General features: G+C 62.3%; 26 protein-coding genes and 2 pseudogenes. 4 read left to right on the top strand and 24 right to left on the bottom strand.

The genetic code is table 11. The annotated features are described in order from the left end of the window. Positions 1 to 91 precede the first annotated feature (91 nt). The 17 genes and pseudogenes from ACZ9C1_RS01415 to ACZ9C1_RS01335 form a co-directional block, all read right to left on the bottom strand. Positions 92 to 517: a phage tail assembly chaperone gene (locus ACZ9C1_RS01415; RefSeq protein WP_457377938.1), complete on the bottom strand. Its 426-nt coding sequence runs from the start codon at positions 515 to 517 to the stop codon at positions 92 to 94. Between the two features lie 8 nt (positions 518 to 525). Continuing rightward, positions 526 to 2,205, bottom strand: a complete 1,680-nt coding sequence (locus ACZ9C1_RS01410; protein WP_476253434.1) for a phage tail protein — start codon at positions 2,203 to 2,205, stop codon at positions 526 to 528. Further along, positions 2,198 to 2,806: a phage tail protein I gene (locus tag ACZ9C1_RS01405; protein WP_476253433.1), complete on the bottom strand. Its 609-nt coding sequence runs from the start codon at positions 2,804 to 2,806 to the stop codon at positions 2,198 to 2,200. The genes ACZ9C1_RS01410 and ACZ9C1_RS01405 overlap by 8 nt, the downstream gene beginning before the upstream one ends. A gap of 1 nt (position 2,807) precedes the next feature. Next, complete coding sequence (locus ACZ9C1_RS01400; protein WP_476253432.1) at positions 2,808 to 3,689, bottom strand: baseplate assembly protein; 882 nt, start codon at positions 3,687 to 3,689, stop codon at positions 2,808 to 2,810. Continuing rightward, entirely contained in the window at positions 3,686 to 4,012 is a 327-nt protein-coding gene (locus ACZ9C1_RS01395; protein ID WP_476253431.1) for a GPW/gp25 family protein, read from the bottom strand. Before ACZ9C1_RS01395 ends, ACZ9C1_RS01400 begins: the two co-directional genes overlap by 4 nt. Positions 4,013 to 4,014: 2 nt before the next feature. Beyond that, positions 4,015 to 4,230, bottom strand: coding sequence for a hypothetical protein (locus ACZ9C1_RS01390; RefSeq protein WP_476253430.1), 216 nt, complete (start codon positions 4,228 to 4,230; stop codon positions 4,015 to 4,017). 44 nt (positions 4,231 to 4,274) lie between these two features. After that, the gene (locus tag ACZ9C1_RS01385; RefSeq protein WP_434728753.1) at positions 4,275 to 4,856 is read right to left on the bottom strand and encodes a phage baseplate assembly protein V; all 582 of its coding nucleotides are present in this window, start codon (positions 4,854 to 4,856) and stop codon (positions 4,275 to 4,277) included. After that, positions 4,853 to 5,365 carry a hypothetical protein gene (locus ACZ9C1_RS01380; RefSeq protein WP_476253429.1) on the bottom strand — a complete coding sequence of 171 codons (513 nt, stop codon included), beginning with the start codon at positions 5,363 to 5,365 and terminating at the stop codon, positions 4,853 to 4,855. Before ACZ9C1_RS01380 ends, ACZ9C1_RS01385 begins: the two co-directional genes overlap by 4 nt. Then, positions 5,358 to 6,020: a hypothetical protein gene (locus ACZ9C1_RS01375; protein WP_476253428.1), complete on the bottom strand. Its 663-nt coding sequence runs from the start codon at positions 6,018 to 6,020 to the stop codon at positions 5,358 to 5,360. The genes ACZ9C1_RS01380 and ACZ9C1_RS01375 overlap by 8 nt, the downstream gene beginning before the upstream one ends. Continuing rightward, positions 6,017 to 6,331, bottom strand: coding sequence for a head-tail joining protein (locus tag ACZ9C1_RS01370; RefSeq protein ID WP_258599023.1), 315 nt, complete (start codon positions 6,329 to 6,331; stop codon positions 6,017 to 6,019). Before ACZ9C1_RS01370 ends, ACZ9C1_RS01375 begins: the two co-directional genes overlap by 4 nt. A 2-nt stretch (positions 6,332 to 6,333) precedes the next feature. Continuing rightward, entirely contained in the window at positions 6,334 to 7,329 is a 996-nt protein-coding gene (locus ACZ9C1_RS01365) for a major capsid protein (protein WP_476253427.1), read from the bottom strand. A gap of 61 nt (positions 7,330 to 7,390) precedes the next feature. Beyond that, positions 7,391 to 7,738: a head decoration protein gene (locus ACZ9C1_RS01360; RefSeq protein ID WP_046856360.1), complete on the bottom strand. Its 348-nt coding sequence runs from the start codon at positions 7,736 to 7,738 to the stop codon at positions 7,391 to 7,393. After that, positions 7,735 to 8,886, bottom strand: coding sequence for a head maturation protease, ClpP-related (locus ACZ9C1_RS01355; protein ID WP_476253426.1), 1,152 nt, complete (start codon positions 8,884 to 8,886; stop codon positions 7,735 to 7,737). The genes ACZ9C1_RS01360 and ACZ9C1_RS01355 overlap by 4 nt, the downstream gene beginning before the upstream one ends. Continuing rightward, positions 8,883 to 10,364 carry a phage portal protein gene (locus tag ACZ9C1_RS01350; RefSeq protein WP_476253425.1) on the bottom strand — a complete coding sequence of 494 codons (1,482 nt, stop codon included), beginning with the start codon at positions 10,362 to 10,364 and terminating at the stop codon, positions 8,883 to 8,885. Before ACZ9C1_RS01350 ends, ACZ9C1_RS01355 begins: the two co-directional genes overlap by 4 nt. Continuing rightward, a complete protein-coding gene (locus tag ACZ9C1_RS01345) occupies positions 10,361 to 10,567 on the bottom strand; it encodes a phage head-tail joining protein (protein WP_197865791.1) in 207 nt (68 codons plus the stop codon). Before ACZ9C1_RS01345 ends, ACZ9C1_RS01350 begins: the two co-directional genes overlap by 4 nt. A gap of 1 nt (position 10,568) precedes the next feature. Then, positions 10,569 to 12,612, bottom strand: a pseudogene (locus ACZ9C1_RS01340) (phage terminase large subunit family protein). A 4-nt stretch (positions 12,613 to 12,616) separates the two neighbouring features. Further along, positions 12,617 to 13,198: a terminase small subunit gene (locus ACZ9C1_RS01335; RefSeq protein ID WP_236180312.1), complete on the bottom strand. Its 582-nt coding sequence runs from the start codon at positions 13,196 to 13,198 to the stop codon at positions 12,617 to 12,619. 167 nt (positions 13,199 to 13,365) lie between these two features. Between ACZ9C1_RS01335 and ACZ9C1_RS01330 the strand changes: the two genes are divergently transcribed. Then, positions 13,366 to 14,076, top strand: a complete 711-nt coding sequence (locus ACZ9C1_RS01330; RefSeq protein ID WP_476253424.1) for a cell division protein ZapB — start codon at positions 13,366 to 13,368, stop codon at positions 14,074 to 14,076. 121 nt (positions 14,077 to 14,197) lie between these two features. On the opposite strand, the gene ACZ9C1_RS01325 is transcribed toward ACZ9C1_RS01330, so the two are convergent. The 7 genes and pseudogenes from ACZ9C1_RS01325 to ACZ9C1_RS01295 form a co-directional block, all read right to left on the bottom strand. Continuing rightward, positions 14,198 to 14,545 carry a phage holin family protein gene (locus tag ACZ9C1_RS01325; protein ID WP_476253423.1) on the bottom strand — a complete coding sequence of 116 codons (348 nt, stop codon included), beginning with the start codon at positions 14,543 to 14,545 and terminating at the stop codon, positions 14,198 to 14,200. Positions 14,546 to 14,753: 208 nt separating this feature from the next. Then, positions 14,754 to 15,302: a hypothetical protein gene (locus ACZ9C1_RS01320; RefSeq protein ID WP_476253422.1), complete on the bottom strand. Its 549-nt coding sequence runs from the start codon at positions 15,300 to 15,302 to the stop codon at positions 14,754 to 14,756. Then, complete coding sequence (locus ACZ9C1_RS01315) at positions 15,299 to 15,631, bottom strand: hypothetical protein (RefSeq protein WP_476253421.1); 333 nt, start codon at positions 15,629 to 15,631, stop codon at positions 15,299 to 15,301. Before ACZ9C1_RS01315 ends, ACZ9C1_RS01320 begins: the two co-directional genes overlap by 4 nt. Further along, positions 15,628 to 18,407 (bottom strand): annotated as a pseudogene (locus tag ACZ9C1_RS01310) (bifunctional DNA primase/polymerase). Before ACZ9C1_RS01310 ends, ACZ9C1_RS01315 begins: the two are co-directional and overlap by 4 nt. After that, on the bottom strand, positions 18,404 to 18,607 hold the full coding sequence (locus tag ACZ9C1_RS01305; RefSeq protein WP_476253420.1) for a TraR/DksA C4-type zinc finger protein: 204 nt from the start codon (positions 18,605 to 18,607) through the stop codon (positions 18,404 to 18,406). The pseudogene ACZ9C1_RS01310 and the gene ACZ9C1_RS01305 overlap by 4 nt, the downstream one beginning before the upstream one ends. Further along, on the bottom strand, positions 18,600 to 19,088 hold the full coding sequence (locus ACZ9C1_RS01300) for a phage regulatory CII family protein (protein ID WP_197865784.1): 489 nt from the start codon (positions 19,086 to 19,088) through the stop codon (positions 18,600 to 18,602). Before ACZ9C1_RS01300 ends, ACZ9C1_RS01305 begins: the two co-directional genes overlap by 8 nt. A 215-nt stretch (positions 19,089 to 19,303) precedes the next feature. Further along, positions 19,304 to 19,528, bottom strand: coding sequence for a transcriptional regulator (locus ACZ9C1_RS01295; RefSeq protein ID WP_434728764.1), 225 nt, complete (start codon positions 19,526 to 19,528; stop codon positions 19,304 to 19,306). 97 nt (positions 19,529 to 19,625) lie between these two features. On the opposite strand from ACZ9C1_RS01295, the gene ACZ9C1_RS01290 reads away from it, so the two are divergent. From ACZ9C1_RS01290 to ACZ9C1_RS01280, 3 genes are all read left to right on the top strand, one after another. Beyond that, positions 19,626 to 20,330: a S24 family peptidase gene (locus tag ACZ9C1_RS01290; RefSeq protein WP_434728765.1), complete on the top strand. Its 705-nt coding sequence runs from the start codon at positions 19,626 to 19,628 to the stop codon at positions 20,328 to 20,330. 301 nt (positions 20,331 to 20,631) lie between these two features. Then, positions 20,632 to 21,141: a hypothetical protein gene (locus ACZ9C1_RS01285; protein ID WP_476253419.1), complete on the top strand. Its 510-nt coding sequence runs from the start codon at positions 20,632 to 20,634 to the stop codon at positions 21,139 to 21,141. Further along, positions 21,138 to 21,383, top strand: coding sequence for a pyocin activator PrtN family protein (locus tag ACZ9C1_RS01280; protein WP_046856373.1), 246 nt, complete (start codon positions 21,138 to 21,140; stop codon positions 21,381 to 21,383). The genes ACZ9C1_RS01285 and ACZ9C1_RS01280 overlap by 4 nt, the downstream gene beginning before the upstream one ends. Positions 21,384 to 21,393 lie beyond the last annotated feature (10 nt).

Below are 21,393 nucleotides of genomic sequence, written 5' to 3'. Positions count from 1 at the left end.
GATACGAAAAGGCCCCGCATGCGCGAGGCCTGGAAAGGTGCCGCCGGCCATAGCCGACAACGCCAAAAGAAAAGCCCCGACGGGCGGGGCCTTACAGGATCAACTCGGCAAGCCAATCCGGTGCTACCGGACGGTTGGCCAGCGCCGGGAAGGCGTCGGCCGCTGGCCAGTCACGCAGCGCCTGCCGGTAGGCCAGCAGCGCGGCATATTGCTCAGCCGTGAGCGTCGTTACGCCTCCCAGTTCGACCTCGTCCCTGTGGCGCGTAACCACCCACTCGTAGCGGGACAGCTCTACAGTGCGCCAAGCGCGCTCCCGCTCCATCACAAACTCGAGGGGTGGCGGCTGTCGCTCAGTCAACGTTGGCGCCCCATCATCGCCCGGTGCTATTGACTGCCCCGAGGCTTCGGCCGCCAAAAGCTCCGCATGCCGCTTGCGTGAAATCTTGGCCCCACCGTTGTCACTGAGGTCGAACGAAAACCGCTGATCGGCCTCAACCCACTTAGCCCAAATGTCCATGCTTACCCTCAATAGCCAACGGCAATCCAGCGGATGTACGCGGTGCCGGAAAATGATGAGCTGTTGATGACGTCTTCTCGTCGAGACTGAAAGCCTGTCGCGGTGAGCAGCCGAGCTTGCGGCGCCACTGTCGACTGGGTCATGACGCCGTCATGCGTGAAGCCGCTCACGCACGCTGGAATGATGTTGAAGCCCAGAGGAAACGTGACCGTCGTCTCGGCATCAGCGGCATTCGCAATGTGAACGCCCCACTGAATCATCAGACCACCCAACCAGGAGGGGAACACGATCGCATTGTTCGCGCCGCCTCCACCCTTGATGAAGGAGAACCCCCAGCGCAGCTTGAGCGGCGTCACGAAGCCCGTATCAGTGCTGCCGGTGTCGACCTCACCCTGGCTGGCGGTGGTGCCCATCAACAGGGGCTGCCCGTTCCACTTCAACTTGCCGATTGAGTCCATTACCAGCTTGCCGGCCACCAACCCCAACCAGTGGAAGCCGATACCGGGCGCGCAAACTTCGCGCTGATCCGCTGCACCGACCTCCATCGCCTCGCGGATAATCAGCGCTCCAGAGCCGTACTCCGCGCCCCACGCAGGCGACGCCAGTACCGGCTGCTGCCGGCTGACAACGCCGACGGCCAGCGCCTTATCCTTGTCGGCCTTGGCGAGCAACGCGGTATTCACCTCGCTTTTCGTGTAAGCGTCGGTGATGCCGTATCCGCCAAGCGTGATCGCCCAGTTGGCCTTGCTGGCCAGGAGCCCGTCGACCTGCGGGCGGGTGTAGCCATTGGCAACACTGATGTAGCCCGACGGGTCAAAGTTGCCGTTGTGCCACAAGATGCGCGTCAGCCCCCACTGCCGCGAGGTCTTGGCGGAGCGGACCGCAATGATCGGCTCGTCGCCTGAATACATGAACCCGATCTGCGCCGCGTAATCATCGGTGATGTACGGGATGTTCAACACCGAGGCGTAGTTGCCGAGCGTCGTTTGCCCGTCGGTGAACGAGTAGAAACCACCCTCCAGGCCGATAGTGTCGATCTGGCCGGCCGGGGCTATCCTGCCACCCAGGCCAAGGTGGCCTTTCTTCAGGGCGTCGGTGATGCCATAGCCGCCCAGGGTCGTGGGATTTGTGCCCGTGGTGACAATGCCGCGCTCATTGATCGTGACCTTGGTGTAAGTGCCGGCCGGCTTCCCACCTGGCAATACCCCAGCGACCTTGTTGTCGACGTACTCTCGAGTAGCAAGCACGACGCTCGGGTCAATGCGCAGCTGGACGTTACTGGAACTGCTGACGATCAGGTTCATGCGCACCACCTGGGTGCGGCCCGAGCCCTGGCTCAACAGCGGCTTGTATGTCGGCGCGCAGTTGGCCACCGCCACCATGTCACCGTCGGCATCATACAGCGCGATCTCGCGAATCCAGTGACCGCCCACATCTGCGGGAATCACCTGCTCCGCCACGATCACCGAAGTATCCTTGTCGTCGACTTTCAGCTGGTTCAACGGCGCTCTGCGCCACTCATTGATTAGCCGCATCTGGGTTGCGCTGGGTATAGGGTCAGTGCCGTTGGCATCCCCCACGGCCATTTGCGTGATGGTCCATGGGATGCCCAGGGCATCCGCGTTGGCTTGTTTTGCCGCGCCCACGTTCGTGAGGATCGCGAAGAACTGCGAGTTCTGGTCAACCATGTGCAATGTCCAGGGTATCAATTGTGTGTTCACGCCCCCCGCGTCCTATGCGGCCGGAGACACTGATGTCACGCTGAGCCGGCGGGTAGACGTCGAGGATGTCGCCGTCGCTCAGCGAACTAGCCAAATAGAATGTTCCGCGAGTTTCGAGGCTAATTTGCAAGGTAGTCAGGTGCCGACTGACAGGCCGAGCGTCGTCTAGCAGCAAGGACAACTCGCGGTAGGTCTCTTCACCGATCCCGCCATCAGAAACACCCACCTTCAACCCGAAGGTGCCAGGCACGCCCCTAGGCTGTTGCTGCCACCATTCGTTGATCTCAATGAGATAACCAAACGGCTCAACCACACGCCGGAGCGCGCCGATCGTGCCCTTGTGGGCATGCACGAAGAAGGCAGAATGGATTACGGAACGCTTCACCGCCTCCGACCAACCGTCGTCCCAGCGGTCCACCGACCAGGCCCAGGCCAGCTGGTACAGCAGGTGCGCCGGGCAGGTGTCGGGGTTGTACAGAGTACGCAGGGGGATGTCGGTCAGCTCGTCCGTGGCGACCTCGACGGCGCGTTCCAGCTGGGTGCTGTTCACGGGGAGCAGACTTTTCATGTCAGCCACCCCATTCCACGTCGATCGCCTCGCACCATGCGGCCTGTTCCTTCGTGGGGCGGATGTCCGTCCATCCCACCAGTTCCACCCGGCTCACACCGTCGATGTGCAACTGGGCATTGATCCCGGACCGCGAAACCTCCAGGCCCAGCCGGCGCCGGGGATTTACCCAAGCCTTCAGCCGAGCCTTGCATGCCGCCAGGATGGCTTCGTTTTCTGGTCCCGTGCCGGCCTTGTAAAGCAGGGCCTCGACCCGGTACGGCAGGATCTCGGCGGCTTGGACCGTGAGCCGATCGGCCACGGGGCGTACATCGTCGTCGCTCAGGTATGCACGTACCGTCTCCAGCAGCTCCGGCGTCGCGAGGCCCGCACCCTCCAGGTCCAGCACCGTAACCACCACCTCGGCCGGGGCCGGGCTTTCGGCTGTCGCGTCCGCCACCCGCCCGGAGGCGTTGCGGGCATGCAGTATGTAGCTGTTGCGCGGTCCTGCGGTGGTCAGCCCCTCATAGACCAGCTGCACGCGCTCACGTAGCGCATCGTCCGCCTCGAGGACGCGCTCAACCGGAGGCACTGCATTGAGATCCTCGGCCTGCACCACCAGCCGCTGCAGGTTCACATTGGCGGCCAGCTGGTCCAGATCCGCACCGCGGGCATAGGCCAGCATCAGGGCCTTGGCCGCGTCGTTGACCCGCGCCCGGTTCTGCATGCGACGGTATGCGCCCAGCTCGAGGAGCTTGGTGATCGGATCGCTCTCGAGCAGCGCGTCCCATTTGTCCCCCATGTACTGGCGAAAGCGCTGCAGCTCCTCGCCGTACACCCCTTCGAAATCGAGACTCTCCAGCACCTGCGGCGCCGGGAGCTGCGATAGATCCACTGCGCTCATGCACTCACCTCCAAGACTGCGCTGTCACCCAGGTACGTGCCGGTCAACTGCAGGTCGATCTTGCCGTCGATGACTGCAAGCACCCGCACCCGCTCCAGCTGCAGCCGCGGTTCCCAACGGCCCAGGGCACGGGCGACCTCGGCCTGTACCGCACTTTTCCAGCCCTCGGTGACCGGCAGGTCGACGTAACGGCGCAACTGGCAACCGTACTCGGGGCGCATCCGGCGACTGCCCACCGTGGTAGTGAGGATGTCCTCGATGGATTGACGCAGATGCCCCAGGCCGGAAACTGGCTGGCCCGTTCGACGATCCATGCCGATCACGGTCAGGCTTCCTTGAAGTCGGACCGGTTGCGCATGTAGGCCAGGCCCACCGCGTCCTCTCCGCTGATCGTGACCTGGCCCTGCACCACCTCAAGCTCCACCCAGTCAGGCAGGATCAACTTGCGGCGGGTGTACTCCTGATCGATGAAAGTCACCGGCCCGCGCGATACCGGCGCCGCTTCGCTGCCCTCTTCAGGCTCTTTCTGTGTTCTGGCCATGCTTTTCTCCAGGCATGAAAAAGCCCGCACTCGGCGGGCTGTGGTCAGTGTTTGTGGTTTGCCGTGTTGCCGGCGGTGTCGATGATCCTGCCCCCGCCGTTGATGTCACCCGTGACCATCAGTGTCCCGTTGATGGTGACCGCGCCGGTCAGCGTGATCATGTCGCCCTGGGCGGTGATGCTCGAGGACTGGGCCGTGATGGCGTCGTCTGTCAGCACTGCCTGGGAGGCTCCGACCTTCACCGTAACCGTGCCGCTGGGCAGCTCGATCGTGTAGCTCTTGGCCTGCCAGTCGTAGACCAGGGAGCCACCGTCGTCGAAACGCCAGACCTCGACATGGTCGCGGTTGTCCGGCGCCGGACCGGCGTTGCCGTACAGCCCTGGAACGAAAGTGCCCTGGGCTGGCTCACCGCTGGGACTGATCAGTGCACCCTGCTCGGCCAGGCTCGGCGCCCGCCAATGGCGTGCCTTGCCGGCGGCTTGGCTGTGCCAGCGCACCCAGGCGCTGGTCCAGCCGCTGCCGTCCGACACGCGCACCATTGCGGCGGCCAAGTCGACGGCGACCACCCGGCAGGGGATCACCAGGCTGGCCAGCATCCGGTCGTGCATCGCGGATGCGTAGCTCATGACAGATCCTCCGGGCTGACGGGCTCAACGTCGGGGCCGACCTTCAGCACCAGCGAGCCGGGCGGCTGGATTGGCCAAGGCCACTCCTCCTCGCCGAGGTAGATGATTTGGGTCCACTCCACCACCCAAACCGCGTATCCATCTAACTCAGGCCGCGTCCAGTCCTGTGCTGCTCGAACGAACTTGGCCGGCTCGACCTCGATATCCCAGGTCTGCATGCGCAGCAACACGGTCAACTGGGCCGCTGAGAACGCGGCGATACGGAGGCTGTAGTCCTCCTCCCCCGCTACAATCACGCGCGCCTCGAATCGCGCCTCTACTCCAACCTCGCCCGTGCCGAGGTCCGGCCCTGGCTCCCACTCGACCAACTCGATCAACACGGCGGGAATCGCTATGCGATCAAGCCGGTCAGGCATGGTACCGACGTATTCCAACGCAGGTAGCGTACGGACGATATGTTCCTCGATCGCAGCGTACAGACGATCAAGCGGGATCGGATCGTCAGCCATTGCCAACCCTCCCCAACAGTTTCTGCAGTTCGTAGTTGAGTTCTTGCTTCATGACCACCAGCAGCCGCTGGTGGGCTTTCTGTGTCCACGATTCGAAGTGTGGCCGCACGTCCTCCAGGGAGATCATCGCCTTGGCCAGCGGGAAGCGGCTGCCGTTCTCGGCGATCCAGCCGGAACTCGCCCCGCCCTTCCCCGACACTTCGCTGGCCGGGTAGTCGCTTGCCTTGAAATGCTTGCTGGCTGTGCGGATCCAGATGTCTGGGTTGCTCCCGTAGACCGCCTTGAAGAACGCCCCTTGGTAGCGGCGCCCAGCCACCGAGACACCGTTGCGAGTCTGCCGTGGCCGGCCCGCGCGACTTGCCGCGATCGGGTCAAGGCCGAACCAAAGCTTGCCGCGACCATCACCGCCCACCGGATAGGCCCGCAGGCGTTGACGAACCGAGGCCACGGCGATCCGCTCCTGCACGGCGACCGCCCTGCCCACGTGGGTGCGCAGCCAGCGCAGGGTCTTGTTGATCGCTCGACGCTGAGCATTGGCAATGGCCTTCGGGGCCAGCGCCGCGAACTCATCGAACTGTGCGACCTGCTGGGGCAGCGCCTGAAGGGTAATCATCCCGGTGCTGGAGGACACCTTGTGATAGCTGCCGACGCTCATGGCGCCTTCCTCAGCACCAGGGCAACCAGTCCGTCACCGCCTGGCTCGACGCTAGCGATCGTGTACGCGCCGCCGCCGTCCTCCGCCGACAGGTCGATTTCTACCCGCTGCCGGGCTTCGACCCCGGCGTTGTCCTTCACACGGATAACCAGGTGCGGTTCCCGCAGCGACGTGGTGATGCGGCCGAGCTTCGGCTGCAGCCACGGTGCAGAGAACATCCCCTGCACTTCGCGCCCATCGATCAGGGCGCGATCGCCCAGGACATCGAACACCGTATCGTCCACTTCATCGATCAGGTCCCGGAAGGCCATGATCAGAGCGTCAGTCGGATTACTGCACGGGGACGAGTGCAGATGTGCAGCGGGTTGGACTGCGCCTCGCCGTCGACACCTTTGCCGAACGGCATCTCCTCGATCTTGCTGTAGTACGGCAGGCCTTCGGTGTTAACCGTCTCGATGTAGTCCGCCGGAGCGTAGATCGAAAGGAACAGATCCGAGACGCCCTCGGGCACCAGGCGGGCTTCGTCGTCGGCAACGTAGGCCTTGCCACCTACCTTGCCGCGATAGCGCTCCCAGCTGATGCCGCCAAATTCGAACGACGCACGCCCGTCACCCCGCAGGGATGCGGCCTGCTCGCTGCCCTTGTAGGTCTCAACCACCGAATTGTGAGCGATCAGCTTTTTCCAGAACGTCTTGCCGCAGAAGGCACGTGCACCAGTGGTGGTGACGTTGCCGAGCGCGTCTTCCTGCATGTCCAGCGCATCGACGCACTGGGCCTGGACGGTGGCGTTCTGATCGTTGAGGCCCATCGACATCGTCTGTCGGGAAACACCAAAGGTTTTGTAGATGTCCAGCAGCACCGAGGTGCCGTCGGCGTCCAGCACCTGGCCATTCACAGCACCCATGCGGTGATACTCATGGGTGGCATCCAGCTGGCTGCGCACCTTGCTCAAGCGTTTGTTCACCACTGCCTGAACGGCCTGGAGCTCGGTGGTGGTACCAAACGCACGAATGCCCTGAATCTCGTCAGCCTTGATCGAGAAGCGCTGCGGCAGGTGGATGGTGTTGAACGGGATCAGCTTGCGCTTGCTGCCGCCGACCACAAGGCCAGAGGTCCCACGTTCACCTGCAGGAACCAAGGCCAGCGTATCGCCGTCCTTTTCGATCTGAACGGTCAGGGTCGGTACGCCCTCCTCGCGGAACAGGCCGAGGGCGGCCAGACGGCCCGGCACGTACTCCTGCTCGTTGATGGCGGCGGTCAGGGCCGCAACGCTGAAGGCATCGTCTTGAAAAATGGCAATCTCAGCCATGGGGTACTCCAGAAAGTAAGAACCCCGCACAAGGCGGGGCTGGGAGAAAGAGAGGGTTGGGTCAGCGCAGGATGATGAACTGCTTCGCCAGGGACTTTTCGGCATCAGCATCGACGCCCGTCAGCAACGCCTCGGTGACCTCGGCCAGCCGCACGACAGCGCGCCCCCGACGCGAGATGTCCGACTCACCGAGCGGGGCGAAAAGGATGCAAACGGCGTTTTCAGTACCGTCTTCAGCCGCAGGGGCGTAGGGCGCGAACTCGCCGGTTGCAGTGATCAGGCCGAGCAACTGCCCAGCGACCAGGGCCGGGCCAGCGGCAATGTTGATGGCTTCGCGGGAGATCTTCCCCGCGCCCTCGGAAAGCAGGAACTCACCCGCGTGGACTGGTTCCTCTTGAATGCTGCTCATGGTCGTGCTCCTTTGTTGGCGGCCTGCCGACGGGCAGCCCAGATGCTGGATGGGTTGGGGAGTTGCGCCTTGACCTTCTCCGGCTCGTCGTCGGCCGGTGGCAGGCTGTTGTCGATCTCAAAGCCTTTGCCGGAGCTAACCAGCTTCTCGAACAGGCGCGCTCGCACCGCGTCAGGCTCCAGGCCGGCGTTGACGTACTCCGCTGTAAGCTCGGGCAAGCGCGCCGCGACGCAGAGGTCGTGAACACCCTTGGCCCGTGTCAGCGCGGCCTGCACCGTGGCCTGGTCGGTCAGTTTGGTGGAGGCGATCAGGGTCTCGGCCAAGTTGCTAATACCGGCCTTGGCGCAGCCCTGGGTGATCATCAGCGCCAGCGCCGTGGAGGCTGCTGGATCTGGCGGGGTTACTTCAGGTGGAGTTGCTGGGTCATCGTCCGGCGTCTGATCAGCCAGCTGATCCAGCAGCGCCTGCGGCGTCTGGCGGTACCGCTTCATCGCTGCGCCCTGCGCGAGGCAGGCTTTGACCTCGACCCCGTTGCCCACCTCATCAGCCAGGCCCAGCGCCAGGGCTTCCTGAGCCGTCAGCCAGGTCTCATCGTTGACCATGCGGCGCAGCTCGACGTCGTCGATGTCCGGGGCCTTGGCCCGGTATGCCGCGATGATGGCTTCGAAGGTCTGGTCGAGGACGTCAGCGACGCGGCGCAGGTCCTCGGCATCACCGCTGGTCCAGGTCCAAGGGTTGTGCACCATCAGCATGGCGTTGGAAGCCATGACCAGGCGGTGGGCGCCACAGGCCGCGACACTGCCGGCACTGGCGGCCAGCGCATCAATACGCGCGGTGCAGCGTTCACCGAGGCGATTCAGCGCGTTGTGAATGGCCAGGCCGTCAAACAGATCACCACCAATGGTGTTGAACGCCACCACGACTGGCGATACACCGTCGTCGATCGCCTTCAAGTCCTTGATGAACTCGTTCGCGGTGATGCCCCACCCACCGATCTCTCCATAGATGTAGATCTCGATTGGGGCAGGCTCGGTGTTGGCTGTGCCTTCGCCTTCGGCCGCTGCGCTGATCTTGTACCAATGCTGGTCTTCGACCTTCGGCGCCGAGGGCACCTTGTTGAAGATGCGGAATGGCATCAACGGTTTCATGGTTTCTCCTTCTCGTCGGGATCGTCATCGATCGCCGACAACGTGCTGTAGGTGAGGCCCAAGGACTTCGCCCGGGCGAGATCGGCGGCGTTCTCTTCGTCCACCACCTCGGCATCGGTACCGCCTCGCAGGCAAACCTCGCTGCGTGACGCGAAGCCCGCGGCGATTTCCATGGTGCGCGACTGGACGTCCTGCACCGGGTGGATGTAAGCCCAGCCCTGCGGAACCCAACGGGTGCGCTGGTAATCGCGGCGGCGCTGCGAGTAGTCCGGCAGGTCGAGCGCACCGGCGAGTACCGCCATGTCCATCCAGGCTTTACGCACCGGCCGACACAGCTGATGGACGTAGACCTGGAACTGCAGTTGCTCCAGCCTGCGACGGAACTCGGTCAGCACCACGCGGATCGCGCGGTCGTTCACGCCCTGCATGTCACCGGTCATCAGCTCGTAAGGCAGCCCTGAGCCGGCGGCAGCGGCCATCAGTTGCTGCCGCATGAAGTCGGGGTAGTTGTTGCCGGCATCGGGCGGGTCCGAGAACTCGACCTGCTCACCGGGTAACAGCTCCTGCATCGTGCCGGGCTCCAGCCCCACCATCGGTGTGAAACCGTCACGGTCGTACTTCACCGGTGCGCCAGTGAGTGGGTCTATCTGCGGCGGACCGTCCGGGGTGGGTTTGCGAACGAAGCCTGCGAAGAGGTTGGCCACCTCTTGGCGGAACAGCACCGCATCGTCGAAGTTGTCCAGGCTGCGCAGACGCTTCAGCACCGGCGCCAGGCGCGGTACGCCACGCAGTTGCCCCGGCTCCAGCGGCTCGAAGACATGCAGCATCTGCTCGGCCGGTATGCGCACCAGCTGGTTGTAGCCGACGTTCAGCGCCGACTTGTCGCTGGGATGGTTGCGGTAGCACCAGTACGCTACCCGCCGCCCCATACCGTTGAACTCGATCCCGGCGCGGATAACGTTGCCGAAGCGTGTCAACTCGAACTTGTCGTGAGGGACGAATTCAGGCGCCAGGCACTGCAGCTGGAGCGGCACCGCGTAGCCATCCTCCAGCCGGCGTGGGCGCAGGCGGATGAAGCATTCGCCCGACTGCTCGACCGTCCGCGCCACCAGCGCCTGCAGGCCGTAGAAGTCGGTGAGCTGATCGGCGTCAGCTTCGTCCACCCAATCCTCCCACAGCACCTGCATCGCCTTGCGCACCGCCTTGTCGAGCAGCTGCGGATGCGGCGTGATGCCGGTGCCGATCAAGTTGCTTACGCGCTTGTCGATGACGTTGGCGGCGTAGGGGTCGTTGCGGACCGCGCTGCGGGAGCGAGAACGCAGGTTGCGCAAGGCCGGCATGATCAGGCTGTTCACGCCAGTGTCCGTCGCATCCCAGTTCGATGAGCGCCGTCCCTCGGCGGCACCTTCGTAGCTGGCCTTGATCCGCTCGGGCACCAGAATGCCGGAGCGGCCGAGGGTCAGATAACGCCCGCTCACAGGCCTTTGCCCCCGTGGTAGACGCGCACGACGCGCGAACGCGGCCCGGCGGCTTTCACCAGTTCGGACTGGATCAGGTCGCGGGCCTTGATCAACTCGTCGACGGTTCGATACTCAACGGTGCGGTCCGAGTAACGGACGATCTTTTCGCCGCGCGCGATCGCCCGCTCGACGGTGGCGAGGTCTGCTTTTGTATAAGCCATGTCAGCGTCTCTTCAGATAGCCGCTGCTGGAGCTGCGGCGTTGCATAGGTTGAGGCGCGGCTCGCGGAGCCGGCGGTGTTGACGGTGTTGGCGGATCGGGGCGCCTAATCGGTGCCGATGCCGGCTGCTCGACCTCTTCGTTCTGGTCGTCGCCGTCTGGCTCGCTGGCCTGGGGCCGGGCTGGCTGCTGCTCGCCCTGGTCGAACAGGCTGGCCTGCGCAAGCGCCTGCCGCAGCTTGTCCCAGTCCTGTTCGCCATAGCGGTGCAGGCCGAGGAAGTTGGCCATGGCCAGGTTGTACACCATGAGGTCCAGCGCCTCGTTGCGCTCGGCCTTGCTCTTGACCCACTCGATCCGCTTGTAGCCCTTCACGTAGCGGGGCGATCTTGCGTTCGGCCACGCACTGCTGGAAGAACTCGTCCGGCAGGTCCTTGGCGAAGTGCAGCGCGCCCGGCCCCGTCTCGAAGCTGTAGCGGTTGTAGATCCAGTCCTTGGCCGTGTCGGTACCAACGATCCACAGCTCGGCGCCGTTGCGCTCGGTTTGGCCCTTCCAAGTGACGTCCACCTGCGACGGGCGCTGGGCGATCACTGGCCGGCCCGGCTTGCTTGCGCCCTTGAGCGCAAACACGTTGCGCCAGCGGCGCACGCGGGTGAACTGGTAGACCTCATGCGTGTGGTGGCCGCCAGAGTCGATGCCGGTGGCCAGGATCCCCAGGCTTACGCCGCAGGGGTGGCGATACCGGACTTTGAGGCGGTCGTCGAGCAGCGCCCAGGTGCGCTCGTCGGCAGGGTCGCCGGGGATCACCTGGTGGTCGACCACCCAGCGCTCCATACCCGCGCCCCAGGCCATGACCATCAGCTCCAGGCGGTTGGCCTGTACGTCGACAGATGCCGTCAGGGTGAGCGCCCCCACTGGCAGTGTGCCGAGCACGTAGTCTTCTTGCAGCGCACGAGCCTGCAACACCTCGGCCTTGGTCTGCTCGATCGCGCTATCCCAGACCTCGGCCAGACGGGTGTTGTAGAACACCTGCATCGGTTCAAGGTCGCCACGGTCCTGGGCGCGCTTGGCCTCTTCAAACTCGCGGGCCAGCATGGCCCAAGAGTGCCAGCCGAGCGGGGCGTACAGTGCATTGAGGTGGAAGCTCACCGTTTCGCCGTCGCCCTGGGCGTGGGCACGCCACTCGCCCTTCGCCAGCATATCGGCCTTGTGATGCTCTTCGATCAGCACGTCGCAGTCGGCGCCTTCGCACTGGTAGTGCACGCGACTGAAGTCAGGGGAGTACAACAGGCGATCCCACTTCAAGACCTGCATCGTCCCGCACGTTGGGCAAGGCACGTAGTAATGCCGCTGATCCCCCATCAGGAACAGGTCGTCGATCCGCGAGGCGCCTTTGATGAGCGGCGAGCTGGAGAAATAGAACTTGGCGTTGCGGCCGAAGGTACTACCCCGCGCCTCGGCCAGCTTGATCGGGTCGCCCTCTTGGTCGACGTCGACGTCCCAGCGGTCGACCTCGTCGCCATACACGTAGCGGGCGGACAGCTCCGACAGGTTGGCAGCTGAGCCAGCGGTGGTAGCGTACAGCGTGCCGCCCTCGAACTCTTTGGTGTCCATCGTGTTGCGGGCATCCCTGGAACGGTTAGCCGCCACGCGCGCCTTGAGTTCTGGCGTGGCGTCGATCGTCTTGCCGATCCGCGAGGACACCCGCTTGGCCAGGGCCAGGCTGGGCAGCAGGGTAAGGATGTTGGAAGGCGCCATGTGGATCAGTGCGCCGATCCAGTTCAGGGCGATCTGGGTTTTCATCAGCTGCGAGGCAACCTTGGTCACCACCCGTTTACAGGGGTGGGCAGGCGACAGGCAGCGCATGGGTTCGCGGGCATACGGGGTACGCGCGGTGCGGTACTTGCCGGGCTCGGCGGCGCCGGTATCACGCGGGATCCGCATGTACTCGTCCGCCCACTCGTCTACCCACAGCTCGGGGTCAGGCGTCAGCCCTCGGCAATACGCTTCGCGGTACACCTTGGCACCGTCTGCGTATCCGGTGGGCATAGGCTCAGCTCTGTGTGATGGCTCGGTCGAGGTCGGCACTGCTCATCTTGTCGACCTCGGTGAATACGCGGCGGAACGCGGTGGCAAGGTGCTTCTCGATGTCCCATGGATCGTCCATCCCCACCAGCTCGGCAGCGAGCTGGGGTGCAAGGCCGAAGAACTGGTCGCGAAGCATCCGGCCTGCGGCGTAGGCCGCATCTTCCACCGCCTTGCGCTCGACCAAGTCGCCCTGGACCTTGTGGAACTCGGCCTCGGCCAGCTGCGCCAGGTAGAACTCGCGATGGGCTTTCGACCGCTGGAAGTTGTGGCCACTGCCCGGCGCCGGATCCGGCTGCTGCACCGCAGGTGTGTCGCGGCCTGGCTGGAGCTGGCTGCGCACGTCGCGTTCTATCCGGGCTTCTTCATGCCGAGCCGCAACTGGCGCCTTGGCCGGATCCGCCGATTCGGCCAGCAGCACCTCGGTGGCTTCGACGTCGACCTTGCCGTCGGCAGTCAGAACCAGACGCTCCTGCTTGGCCAGTTTGGAAACGTAGGATTTCGACCAACCATTGCGGGCGGCGAACTCCGATTTCGTCAGATGGGTCATGTCGAAAAGTCCAGTTCACCCAATGAATTCAGGGGGTTAACCAGTTCACCGCAGTTCACTAAGCGGGTGAACCGTCCGCTAAAAAAGAATCGCGGGTTCCCGGTCCCGTACCCCGGCCATATCGCCAGGGTCCCCCACAACCAATATGAGACGGGACCTGTAATTCGATGCATTTTCTCTCCCTCTCGGATATGCTCACTGCTCCGCCAACAACAGATAAAACTTCGCAGCCCATGTCATTTTTACTTCCCGTAACTTTCCAACTAACTTGGAATAAGGTTTACACCATCGCAGGCGTTTTGGTGGCAGGCGCAGCCATAATCGTAACTGTAACTTGGACCCTGCGCGGAGCTTATATTGAAGAGCTAAAGTCTGATATTGCCTCTCGAAAGGAGTCCAGCGAGTGGAAGGTTCCAGAAACAATAAAAAAGCTCACAGTTATCAGCGATAAGCTGGCAGATCAAATTGGCACAAAAGAGCAGATAGACTCCCTCAAGGAAACGAGCAAGGAACTGGAGGATAAAAATTCCAGCCTCAATGCTGAAGTCAAGAAGCTGAAGGATGATCATCGCCTACTTCAGGACAAAAATGAGCGTCTTGCTACAGAATTAAAAAGAATGATAGCCCCAACCCAAGAATTCACATTGACAAATGGAAAAACGGTAGACCTGGTAAAAAACCGAATCACCCTTGGAGTTGAAAGCGTACTTCCCTCTTCAGTATCGTTCACCATTAATAATGAGTCTCATACTCTCTCTAGCGGTAATAGGCTCTCGATCAATGCCTACGAAAGAATTTGCTTTTTAACCGTTGCAGATCTCTCGTATCCTCAAGTGACATTCAGGCTGGTATGTGACGATCCATCAACAAAAGGCTAGTAAGTCGGACACCCCTGCTTTGCCATATTTGTGTTGTGATCACGAGTCTGCGCACCCGTGTAGGGGGCGGCCCAGGGGGAGGACCCAGAAAATCGGCCCCCACCCCCTGCCCCCGGCCGGGTCACTGGCCTGCCTCGGTACCAGCTGGCGGCACCTGCGTCAGACCCAGCCGCTTGGCCGCCCAGCGCTCGTAGAGGTTGATCGCCACATCAGCGCCGGCCATCGCGGTCAAGCAACCGACCGCCGCCGCCATCCACACCGATGCGCCAAGGGCGTACAACAGCATGTTGGCCGACAGCCCGCAGGTAACGCAGGCACCCGAACGTAAGGCCAACCGGCGCACTAGCCCCCAACCTCGAGCACCCGCCTTGTCGGCCCGCCACATTTCACCCGACACCCCGCCGACCAGGGACAGTACGATCACCATCCAGATCGGCATCTCGACTAACGCTTGTTGCTCGCTGTTCATGCAGGCCTCAATTGGCAAAGCACGGCGCCGGAAAAAGAAAACCCCGCCAGATGGCAGGGTTCTCGATGCGCCGACAGGTCGGAGCGGGTTGCACAGCACAGTGCTTGTTGGGGAAGCGCCTAAGCGCACTTTTGATATCGTGGCGCCTTTTTACATGCCACCGGAAAAACCGAAAAGAGGTGATTTTCGGTTCGTCAGAATGTGGTCGCTATGTAGCCTCAATGTTGCCAGAAAGTTGCATTCTTACCCGACGAACGGTCTGTTGGCGAACCCGGCCAGAACGCGCCGCCAGGATGGCCAGCACCTGCAGGTGCAACGCTTTCACCCAGTTGCGGTAGGTCCGGTCGGCATGCTCGGCCAGCCCTACTTCACGCATCTGCTCCCTAATCGTGGCGCGATGGAGGTAGCGCAGCTCGGCCAGCTTGGCCAGCGTCACACCGCGTTTATTGCGCCGGGCAAGCTCGGCGACCGCCGCGTCGACCTCGGCGGCCGCGTGATCGAGCCCGGCACCCGAGATCAGAATGCGCGAACCCGATGCACCCGTGCGCGGTGCCGACCCCTTCCATTCCATGATCGTGCCCATCTGGCTGCCCAGGCTCGCATCCAACCCCAGCCGTCCACGTTGATCCCCCCAATGCTGCATCAGGTCACCAACCAGGCGCAGGCGCTCAACCGGGTCGATCAGTGGCGCCATATCGCTCTGGTGCTGGGCCAGTTGCGCCAGGAGCTGAAGGCGCAATCCCGTGTCCATCGTCATCGCAACCCCTCCAAATTCGATACCCAACACACATTCAGCCAACCCAACACAAACCCAACACAGATAAAACCCAGTAAATTCAATGGATTGGATAAACCTGTGTTGAGTGTGTTGGGTGTGTTGGGTTTATCGAGCTTCGCATAGGAAATAATCACCCGTTCGGAATCACCGTTAAAAAAAGCGCGCCTGCGCGCGCGCGTGCGCAAACCCAACACACCCAACACACATGCCCGCCACACCACGGAATTCGGGGCCTGAACCTGTGTTGGCTTGCCAAAACCAACCCGACACCAACCCAACACACCCAACACACCTGCCGATAGAGTCATGCTGCAACCCTCTTGATCTTGATGTGGTCCCAGGCTTCCACAGCCCAGCCCGCGAGCCTCGCTCGCTCGCGCCACTCTTGAACGTTCTTGCCCAGCACGGCCGCATTAGAGGATGGGGGCAGGGAAGGGTCACCATCGCCGGGCATGAAGAACGCGGCAAAACGCCGGGTGTCCTTCTCCGTAGAGCAGTCCGTCCAAGGGATAGCCTTCGTCTTCTCCACCTTCGCGCTCAGCATTAGCGAGAACTTTGTCTGGCTCATCGCATGCTCTTTATTGTGGGCGCACCACTCGATGAACATGGCGTACACATCCGAAGTCAAGCAGCAGCCCCACAGGCCGTACCCAAGTTCACCGCTCCGCCAAAGGTGGAAGAAGGTCTGCCAGGCCGTGCGGCTCAGCTCCACCAGGCGCTGGCGAGCCTCGGTTTCCGGCGGGCGCGTGCGCTGGTCGAACTCGCCCAGCTCAACGTCCAGCAGCCAGCCGTACAACGCAGCCACGCCACCGTTGGCCAGCTCGCGGGCAATCGCTTTCTGCCGCTCGGGCGGCAACGTCTCCAGTGGCCACATCACCAACATTCGCCGGTCACTCTCGCTGATCGGCCAGGGCATTATCTCGTTGCTCAAGAACACCGAATTCATGTGGTTGGCCTCTTCCCAACCGTTGATGAACTTCGACTCCATGCGCACCGTCTTGCCGGTGATCATGTGCTTGATCTTGCCGACCTGGTTGTAGCGCTGGTCACGGCTCACCACCTCTTCGAACACCGCCCACAGCTTGCCGCTCTGCCAGGCGTTGAAGTTGCCTTCAAGCTGGGTCTGCCCGACCGTTGCACCGTACCGGCCGTAGAGCTCGCCCATGATGTCGGCGAACAGCAGGCTCTTGCCCGAGCCTTCCATCGTGGAGTGGAACAGCACCGCGGTGTCCATCTTGGCGCCCATGTGCTGCAGCGGGTAAGCCAGCCACTTGACCAGCCAATCCAGGGCCACCGCTTCGTGGTTGCACAGGAACGAGATCAGCCACCGCAAGTTCTCGCAGGCAGCGTCATTCCGTACAGGCTCCAGGGGCAGGCCCTCGAAAGTGTTGATGTAGGTCGCGGGGTCCTTGGTCATCGTCGGGTCGAACACGATGTGGTCGACATCGACCACCCGCCGGCTTGGGCTGTTCAGCCACAGCTGATAGGCGTCACCCAGAGCCATCTTGACGCTGCCCTCGGGCAGGCGCCGCTTCTTTTCCCGGTCCCAGGCCTCCTTGGTACCGTCGATGTAGACATAGCGATTAAGCGGATCGAGGCTCAGCGCTCCGCCCTTCTTGCTCGCCATCTTGCGGGCCTGCTCGAGTTCCTTGACCTGCTCGGACGAGACCAGCTTCTTGTCAGTGCTGTCCATCCACTGCTTGGCAAGGGGCTTGCCGACCAGGGCCTCGAAGCCTGACCGCTTCATCGACTGCCCCTTGTCCATGTCCCACACGTTGGTGGTGCCTTCAACCAGGGCGAACCGGCGCTTGGCACTCTTCAGGACCAAGCCCTCTCCCCCCTCCCCCCCGTTGGCTGAGGAGGCGGCCGGGCTGGGCTCGATTGGATTTGGGTCAGCGGCTGCAGGTCCGTCAGGGTTAGCGTCCACTTCGCCCTGCTCGGCCTGCTTGACGACAGATGGGGTGCGGGGAAGCTCACCCAGCGGCGGGGGTGCCGGCGGGCGCGACTTGGCATCGATACCAAGGATCTGCGCTGCCGCTCTGGTCGCTGCCCTCTGATCGCCGTCGTGCATCAGAATGCAGAACACGTCGAAGGCATCATTCTTGTGTCCGTTCGCCAGCGGGTCCGACGTGTGATGGGAAAAGAGCTTGCCGTCGGTGATCGTCACCCCAGGCATGCCGGAGCTGCTGTGCGGGCTCAGCCACTTCCCGTCGATGCGCTTGTAGCCATGCGCCTCAATCATCGTGGCGATGTCATGGATGCGGTTGAATTCCGGGATGACCTCGGGGAGCTTGTCACCAGATCGAGCAGCAACTGGTGATGGCCTTGGCATAGGGCGAGCCGCAGGCATAGCCGGCTTCGGCCGCCACGGGCAAACGGCCTCCCCTTTGGGCTTGAACTCGTCCCAGCCCTGCCAGATCGCCAGCAGTTCGGGCGGTAGCTCCGGCAAGCCGCCGGGGTCTGGCTCAGTACGCCATGTGTACGGCTTCCCCGTCCCAGGATGGACGGAGGGCGGCAGCACGTCTTGTACCAGGCCGCCCCGCAACTCGAAGACGGTCACTTTCTTGAAGGGCTCAGCAGCCAGGCGGAATGCCGCTTCGCGGTCGGCATCTTCATCGTCTCTACCGCAGCTTGAACCTGCGCCATAAGCCCCTTGTAGATGGTGCCATCAGGGTCGTTCTTGTTGGGCCAAACCAAGGCGTGGCGACTCAGCTCCACACCCTCGGGGACGCGGAACATCACCCGGAAACGTTCAGGGTTACCCACGGAGGTCGGGTATGCGTCTGCAAGGGCGTCAACGTCGAGCCCCAGCGTCTGCTGCATGACCTGCCGCGTCAGTTCGACGTCATCAACGTCCAACGAACAGACGCGACTAGGCCCGAGCACCACCCCAAGATTGTGACTCGGGCGCTTCGTCCAGAACGCCTCGGCATCATCGGCAACAGTGAAGTAGCGACCGGGCTGGTTCCAACCCTTACCCTTCGGCCCCTTCTCACCTGGCTCGATCGGAACCAGGGCCAAGTTGAAGGTTTCAATGTATCGCCGCGCCCAATCAGCTGTGGTAGGAGTTGGGCGCCCGCTCATCTCCGGCGCTCCCGCAACCCCTGGCAGTCGACGCAGGTTTCGCAACCCGCGACCGACTGCTGACGGGCCAACGGAATCGGCTCGTCGCAATCCTCACAGAACTGCGCGCTCGGCTTTTCAGGAAGGCGCGCAAGGCGCTGCAAGGACAGTTGCAGGAAGTACTCAGCATGATCGCTGGCGAAATCAACGGCGTCAGCCATGAGCTTCGTCCTCCATGGCCTGGCGGGCGCCCGCCATGATCGCGAGCACCTGACGGATCACGTCCATCCCACGCTTCTCAAGATCCATCACCTCGGCAAGCGTCCATACGTTGTCGGCTGCACCGTCGTGCAGACTGCCCACGAACTGACTGGACTCATCCAAGAGTTTGGCTACAGCTTGCAGTGCTTCGTTGGTGGCAGGCACTGGCTCTGGCCGGTACCATACCGCCCCCGCCGGACGAACCAGGGCATCGAGCAGCCGCGGGTCTGAGGTCCACTGGACGATTTCTTCCAGCTCATCAGGGGTGGGCCAGCGGCGCTCCTCGTTGTGGTGGAGCTTCTTCTGCAGCGTGTCCACCTCAAGGCCCATATCGAAGGCCAACTTGGTGATACCGCCGTGATAGTCACGACCTGCGCGGTAGAGCGCCTGCCGCAATGTGAGGACCGGACCTGCGCCCGGCAATAGATCAACTCGACTCATAACCGTAAATCCTCGGTTTACGGCCTAGTCACAGGGTTAGGTAAGACCTATCCTACGACCACGACCTGTGTGCTGTGCCTTGCGTGCTGTGCGGGCATGGCATGCGGTAATAGTCGTCCGGCTGCACTTGTGAGAGAGGGTGCCGGACGACGAGAGTGATGGTGCTTTGTACTGTCATAGCTGGGCCGGGAGGTCAGAGTCCTGGCTCAGCGTTCTTACTGCTTTGCTTGCCGCAAATAAGCCCAGTCGATATCTGGCCGAAGCGATTCACAACGAATCTCCCCTCCCGTTTCCCGATCCAGGCTGACTGCGAGCCCCGCGCTCGCGCGACGATTTCCGTAGGCCACTTGTTTCAACTGGCCGACTGACGTCCCGCAGCGCTGCGCTAGAGCGTCGAGCCCCTCCTTGTCCATCTTCTTCAAATACTCGCTAAGCGTCATAGACACCTCCATTGGCGGCGAGATTAGCAATTGCTAATTACAAGAGCAATAGCAACGAGTAATTTACTGTTTGCTAACGGAAAGCAATCATCGCCGCATGGACATAAATGAAAGGCGCATCGCCTACCTCCGCAAGATCATGGGCACCCTGAGCCAGAAGGATTTCGCCGAAGCTCACGACCTGGATGCCTCATACCTGTCGCAGTTGCTCAATGGCCACCGCAAGCTGGGGGAAAAGGCAGCGCACAATCTCGAGCTCAAGATCGGGCTTGCAGCAGGGACGCTGACAGCACCTCCAATGGAGGAACCCATCACTGCCCCACCCACAAACGTGGTTCGCCTGCCCACACGACAGGCCAAGGACAAGAACTTCGTGGTGATTCCGCACCTAGATATCGCGGCATCAATGGGGCACGGCAAGGCAGCCCCGGAAATGCACATTGAAGTCATCCGCGACATGACGGTTCACCTCGACTGGCTCAGGATGCAAGGCCTCAGCTTCTCCAACATCGATAACCTCGCCATCATTACCGGCGATGGAGACAGCATGTCAGGCACCTTCGCCGACGGCGATGCGCTGTTGGTCGATCGCGGCATCTCCGAGGTCAAAACAGATGCCATCTACGTGTTCACTCTCGACGGTGACCTCTACATAAAACGGCTTCAGCGCATGACCGGTGGGCTGTTGCGGATGATTTCCGATAACCCGATCTATCCACCGATCGTCATCGACGAGTCAATGATCGAACGCATGCACATCCAAGCCCGCGTCCTGCTGGCCTGGAACGCAAAAAAGCTCTAATCCAGCTGGCAATGCAATCTACCGGCGATCGGCCGGAGTGCAGTCGCGCCAAAACAATTTAGCATTTGCTATTGATCAAACATTTAGCCTTTGCTAATTTTTGCTTCGTGTCACCTCTCTCAAATCAAGGACACGGACGAATGAAGCCAGCACAGCACAACGGATCGGTAGCGGTCCTCATCCACCCCACCGCCTGCAGCAGCCTCGCCAAGATACAGGCGTTTCAGCGCCGCACCGGCCTGCAAGTAGTCGTCTCCACTGACGGAAAGGCCCACGCCATCCCATGCGCAGGAGGTGCAGCATGACCGAGTTCAGCATTCCCCTGAGCCGGGTCATGGGCTTGGAGCGCACCCTGGAAGCCGGCGGCTGTTCCAAGTGCACCCTGCGCCGCCCGGAGACCACACTAGACGCACGGATCACCGTCGAGAACGATGACACCACCCACCATATCAAGGTGGAAATGGGAGAGCTGACCAGCTCGATGACCCTCCCCAGGAAGTTGGTGACCAAGTGGCAGTCGTTGCGAGACTTCCTACAGGACTTGGCCAACGGCCGGGCTGACAGCGGCGCCATGTCGGAAGAAGCCCTTGCTCTCTTGGAGGCCCAGGACAGCGTCGACCAAGTGCTGCTGCACGGCCAAGTCGCCTATGTCATCAACACTGTCAACCGAGCCTTTCCCCTGGGCGCAGTCGTGACCAACGACCAGGGCGAGATCTGCGCTGCAGTAATCGGATCCAGCAAAGAACACCTAGTGGGCGCCCTACGCGCGAAGCTCCAGCCCGGCCAAGAGGGGCTTGGGGAGTGCGCATGAGCACGCTGGATCAACTCTACAGAGAGTGGCCGACGCTCTGCCCGACATTGACCGAGGTTAGAGAGCGCTATTTCCCTCATATCGGCTCGGACCGGTACTTCAAAGCGCTTGTCCGCAAGGGTCGCATTGATCTTCAACTGAGCAAGATCGAGCCCTCAGGGAAGGCTCAGATCGTGGTTTATCTGCACAACTTGGCGGCCTACCTCGATCGCCAACAAGAACGCAGCACTCAAAACGCTTGAACTAGGCCGC

This window comes from Pseudomonas sp. TE21435, assembly GCF_056279265.1.
Note: the sequence above shows the minus strand (reverse complement) of the source record. Positions and strands in the feature narration are given on the sequence as shown.

What these genes read in the sequence shown, in the direction of transcription:
- ACZ9C1_RS01385 (WP_434728753.1), bottom strand. Translation starts at nt 4,856, where the DNA reads ATGAGCTACGCATCCGCGATGCACGACCGGATGCTGGCCAGCCTGGTG.
- ACZ9C1_RS01400 (WP_476253432.1), bottom strand. Translation starts at nt 3,689, where the DNA reads ATGAGCGCAGTGGATCTATCGCAGCTCCCGGCGCCGCAGGTGCTGGAG.
- ACZ9C1_RS01285 (WP_476253419.1), top strand. Translation starts at nt 20,632, where the DNA reads ATGACCGAGTTCAGCATTCCCCTGAGCCGGGTCATGGGCTTGGAGCGC.
- ACZ9C1_RS01305 (WP_476253420.1), bottom strand. Translation starts at nt 18,607, where the DNA reads ATGGCTGACGCCGTTGATTTCGCCAGCGATCATGCTGAGTACTTCCTG.
- ACZ9C1_RS01335 (WP_236180312.1), bottom strand. Translation starts at nt 13,198, where the DNA reads ATGACCCATCTGACGAAATCGGAGTTCGCCGCCCGCAATGGTTGGTCG.
- ACZ9C1_RS01410 (WP_476253434.1), bottom strand. Translation starts at nt 2,205, where the DNA reads ATGGTTGACCAGAACTCGCAGTTCTTCGCGATCCTCACGAACGTGGGC.
- ACZ9C1_RS01295 (WP_434728764.1), bottom strand. Translation starts at nt 19,528, where the DNA reads ATGACGCTTAGCGAGTATTTGAAGAAGATGGACAAGGAGGGGCTCGAC.
- ACZ9C1_RS01325 (WP_476253423.1), bottom strand. Translation starts at nt 14,545, where the DNA reads ATGAACAGCGAGCAACAAGCGTTAGTCGAGATGCCGATCTGGATGGTG.
- ACZ9C1_RS01415 (WP_457377938.1), bottom strand. Translation starts at nt 517, where the DNA reads ATGGACATTTGGGCTAAGTGGGTTGAGGCCGATCAGCGGTTTTCGTTC.
- ACZ9C1_RS01375 (WP_476253428.1), bottom strand. Translation starts at nt 6,020, where the DNA reads ATGAGCGTCGGCAGCTATCACAAGGTGTCCTCCAGCACCGGGATGATT.
- ACZ9C1_RS01300 (WP_197865784.1), bottom strand. Translation starts at nt 19,088, where the DNA reads ATGAGTCGAGTTGATCTATTGCCGGGCGCAGGTCCGGTCCTCACATTG.
- ACZ9C1_RS01345 (WP_197865791.1), bottom strand. Translation starts at nt 10,567, where the DNA reads ATGGCTTATACAAAAGCAGACCTCGCCACCGTCGAGCGGGCGATCGCG.
- ACZ9C1_RS01330 (WP_476253424.1), top strand. Translation starts at nt 13,366, where the DNA reads ATGCATTTTCTCTCCCTCTCGGATATGCTCACTGCTCCGCCAACAACA.
- ACZ9C1_RS01380 (WP_476253429.1), bottom strand. Translation starts at nt 5,365, where the DNA reads ATGGCTGACGATCCGATCCCGCTTGATCGTCTGTACGCTGCGATCGAG.
- ACZ9C1_RS01390 (WP_476253430.1), bottom strand. Translation starts at nt 4,230, where the DNA reads ATGGCCAGAACACAGAAAGAGCCTGAAGAGGGCAGCGAAGCGGCGCCG.
- ACZ9C1_RS01280 (WP_046856373.1), top strand. Translation starts at nt 21,138, where the DNA reads ATGAGCACGCTGGATCAACTCTACAGAGAGTGGCCGACGCTCTGCCCG.
- ACZ9C1_RS01360 (WP_046856360.1), bottom strand. Translation starts at nt 7,738, where the DNA reads ATGAGCAGCATTCAAGAGGAACCAGTCCACGCGGGTGAGTTCCTGCTT.
- ACZ9C1_RS01365 (WP_476253427.1), bottom strand. Translation starts at nt 7,329, where the DNA reads ATGGCTGAGATTGCCATTTTTCAAGACGATGCCTTCAGCGTTGCGGCC.
- ACZ9C1_RS01315 (WP_476253421.1), bottom strand. Translation starts at nt 15,631, where the DNA reads ATGACTCTATCGGCAGGTGTGTTGGGTGTGTTGGGTTGGTGTCGGGTT.
- ACZ9C1_RS01290 (WP_434728765.1), top strand. Translation starts at nt 19,626, where the DNA reads ATGGACATAAATGAAAGGCGCATCGCCTACCTCCGCAAGATCATGGGC.
- ACZ9C1_RS01405 (WP_476253433.1), bottom strand. Translation starts at nt 2,806, where the DNA reads ATGAAAAGTCTGCTCCCCGTGAACAGCACCCAGCTGGAACGCGCCGTC.
- ACZ9C1_RS01370 (WP_258599023.1), bottom strand. Translation starts at nt 6,331, where the DNA reads ATGGCCTTCCGGGACCTGATCGATGAAGTGGACGATACGGTGTTCGAT.
- ACZ9C1_RS01320 (WP_476253422.1), bottom strand. Translation starts at nt 15,302, where the DNA reads ATGACGATGGACACGGGATTGCGCCTTCAGCTCCTGGCGCAACTGGCC.
- ACZ9C1_RS01355 (WP_476253426.1), bottom strand. Translation starts at nt 8,886, where the DNA reads ATGAAACCGTTGATGCCATTCCGCATCTTCAACAAGGTGCCCTCGGCG.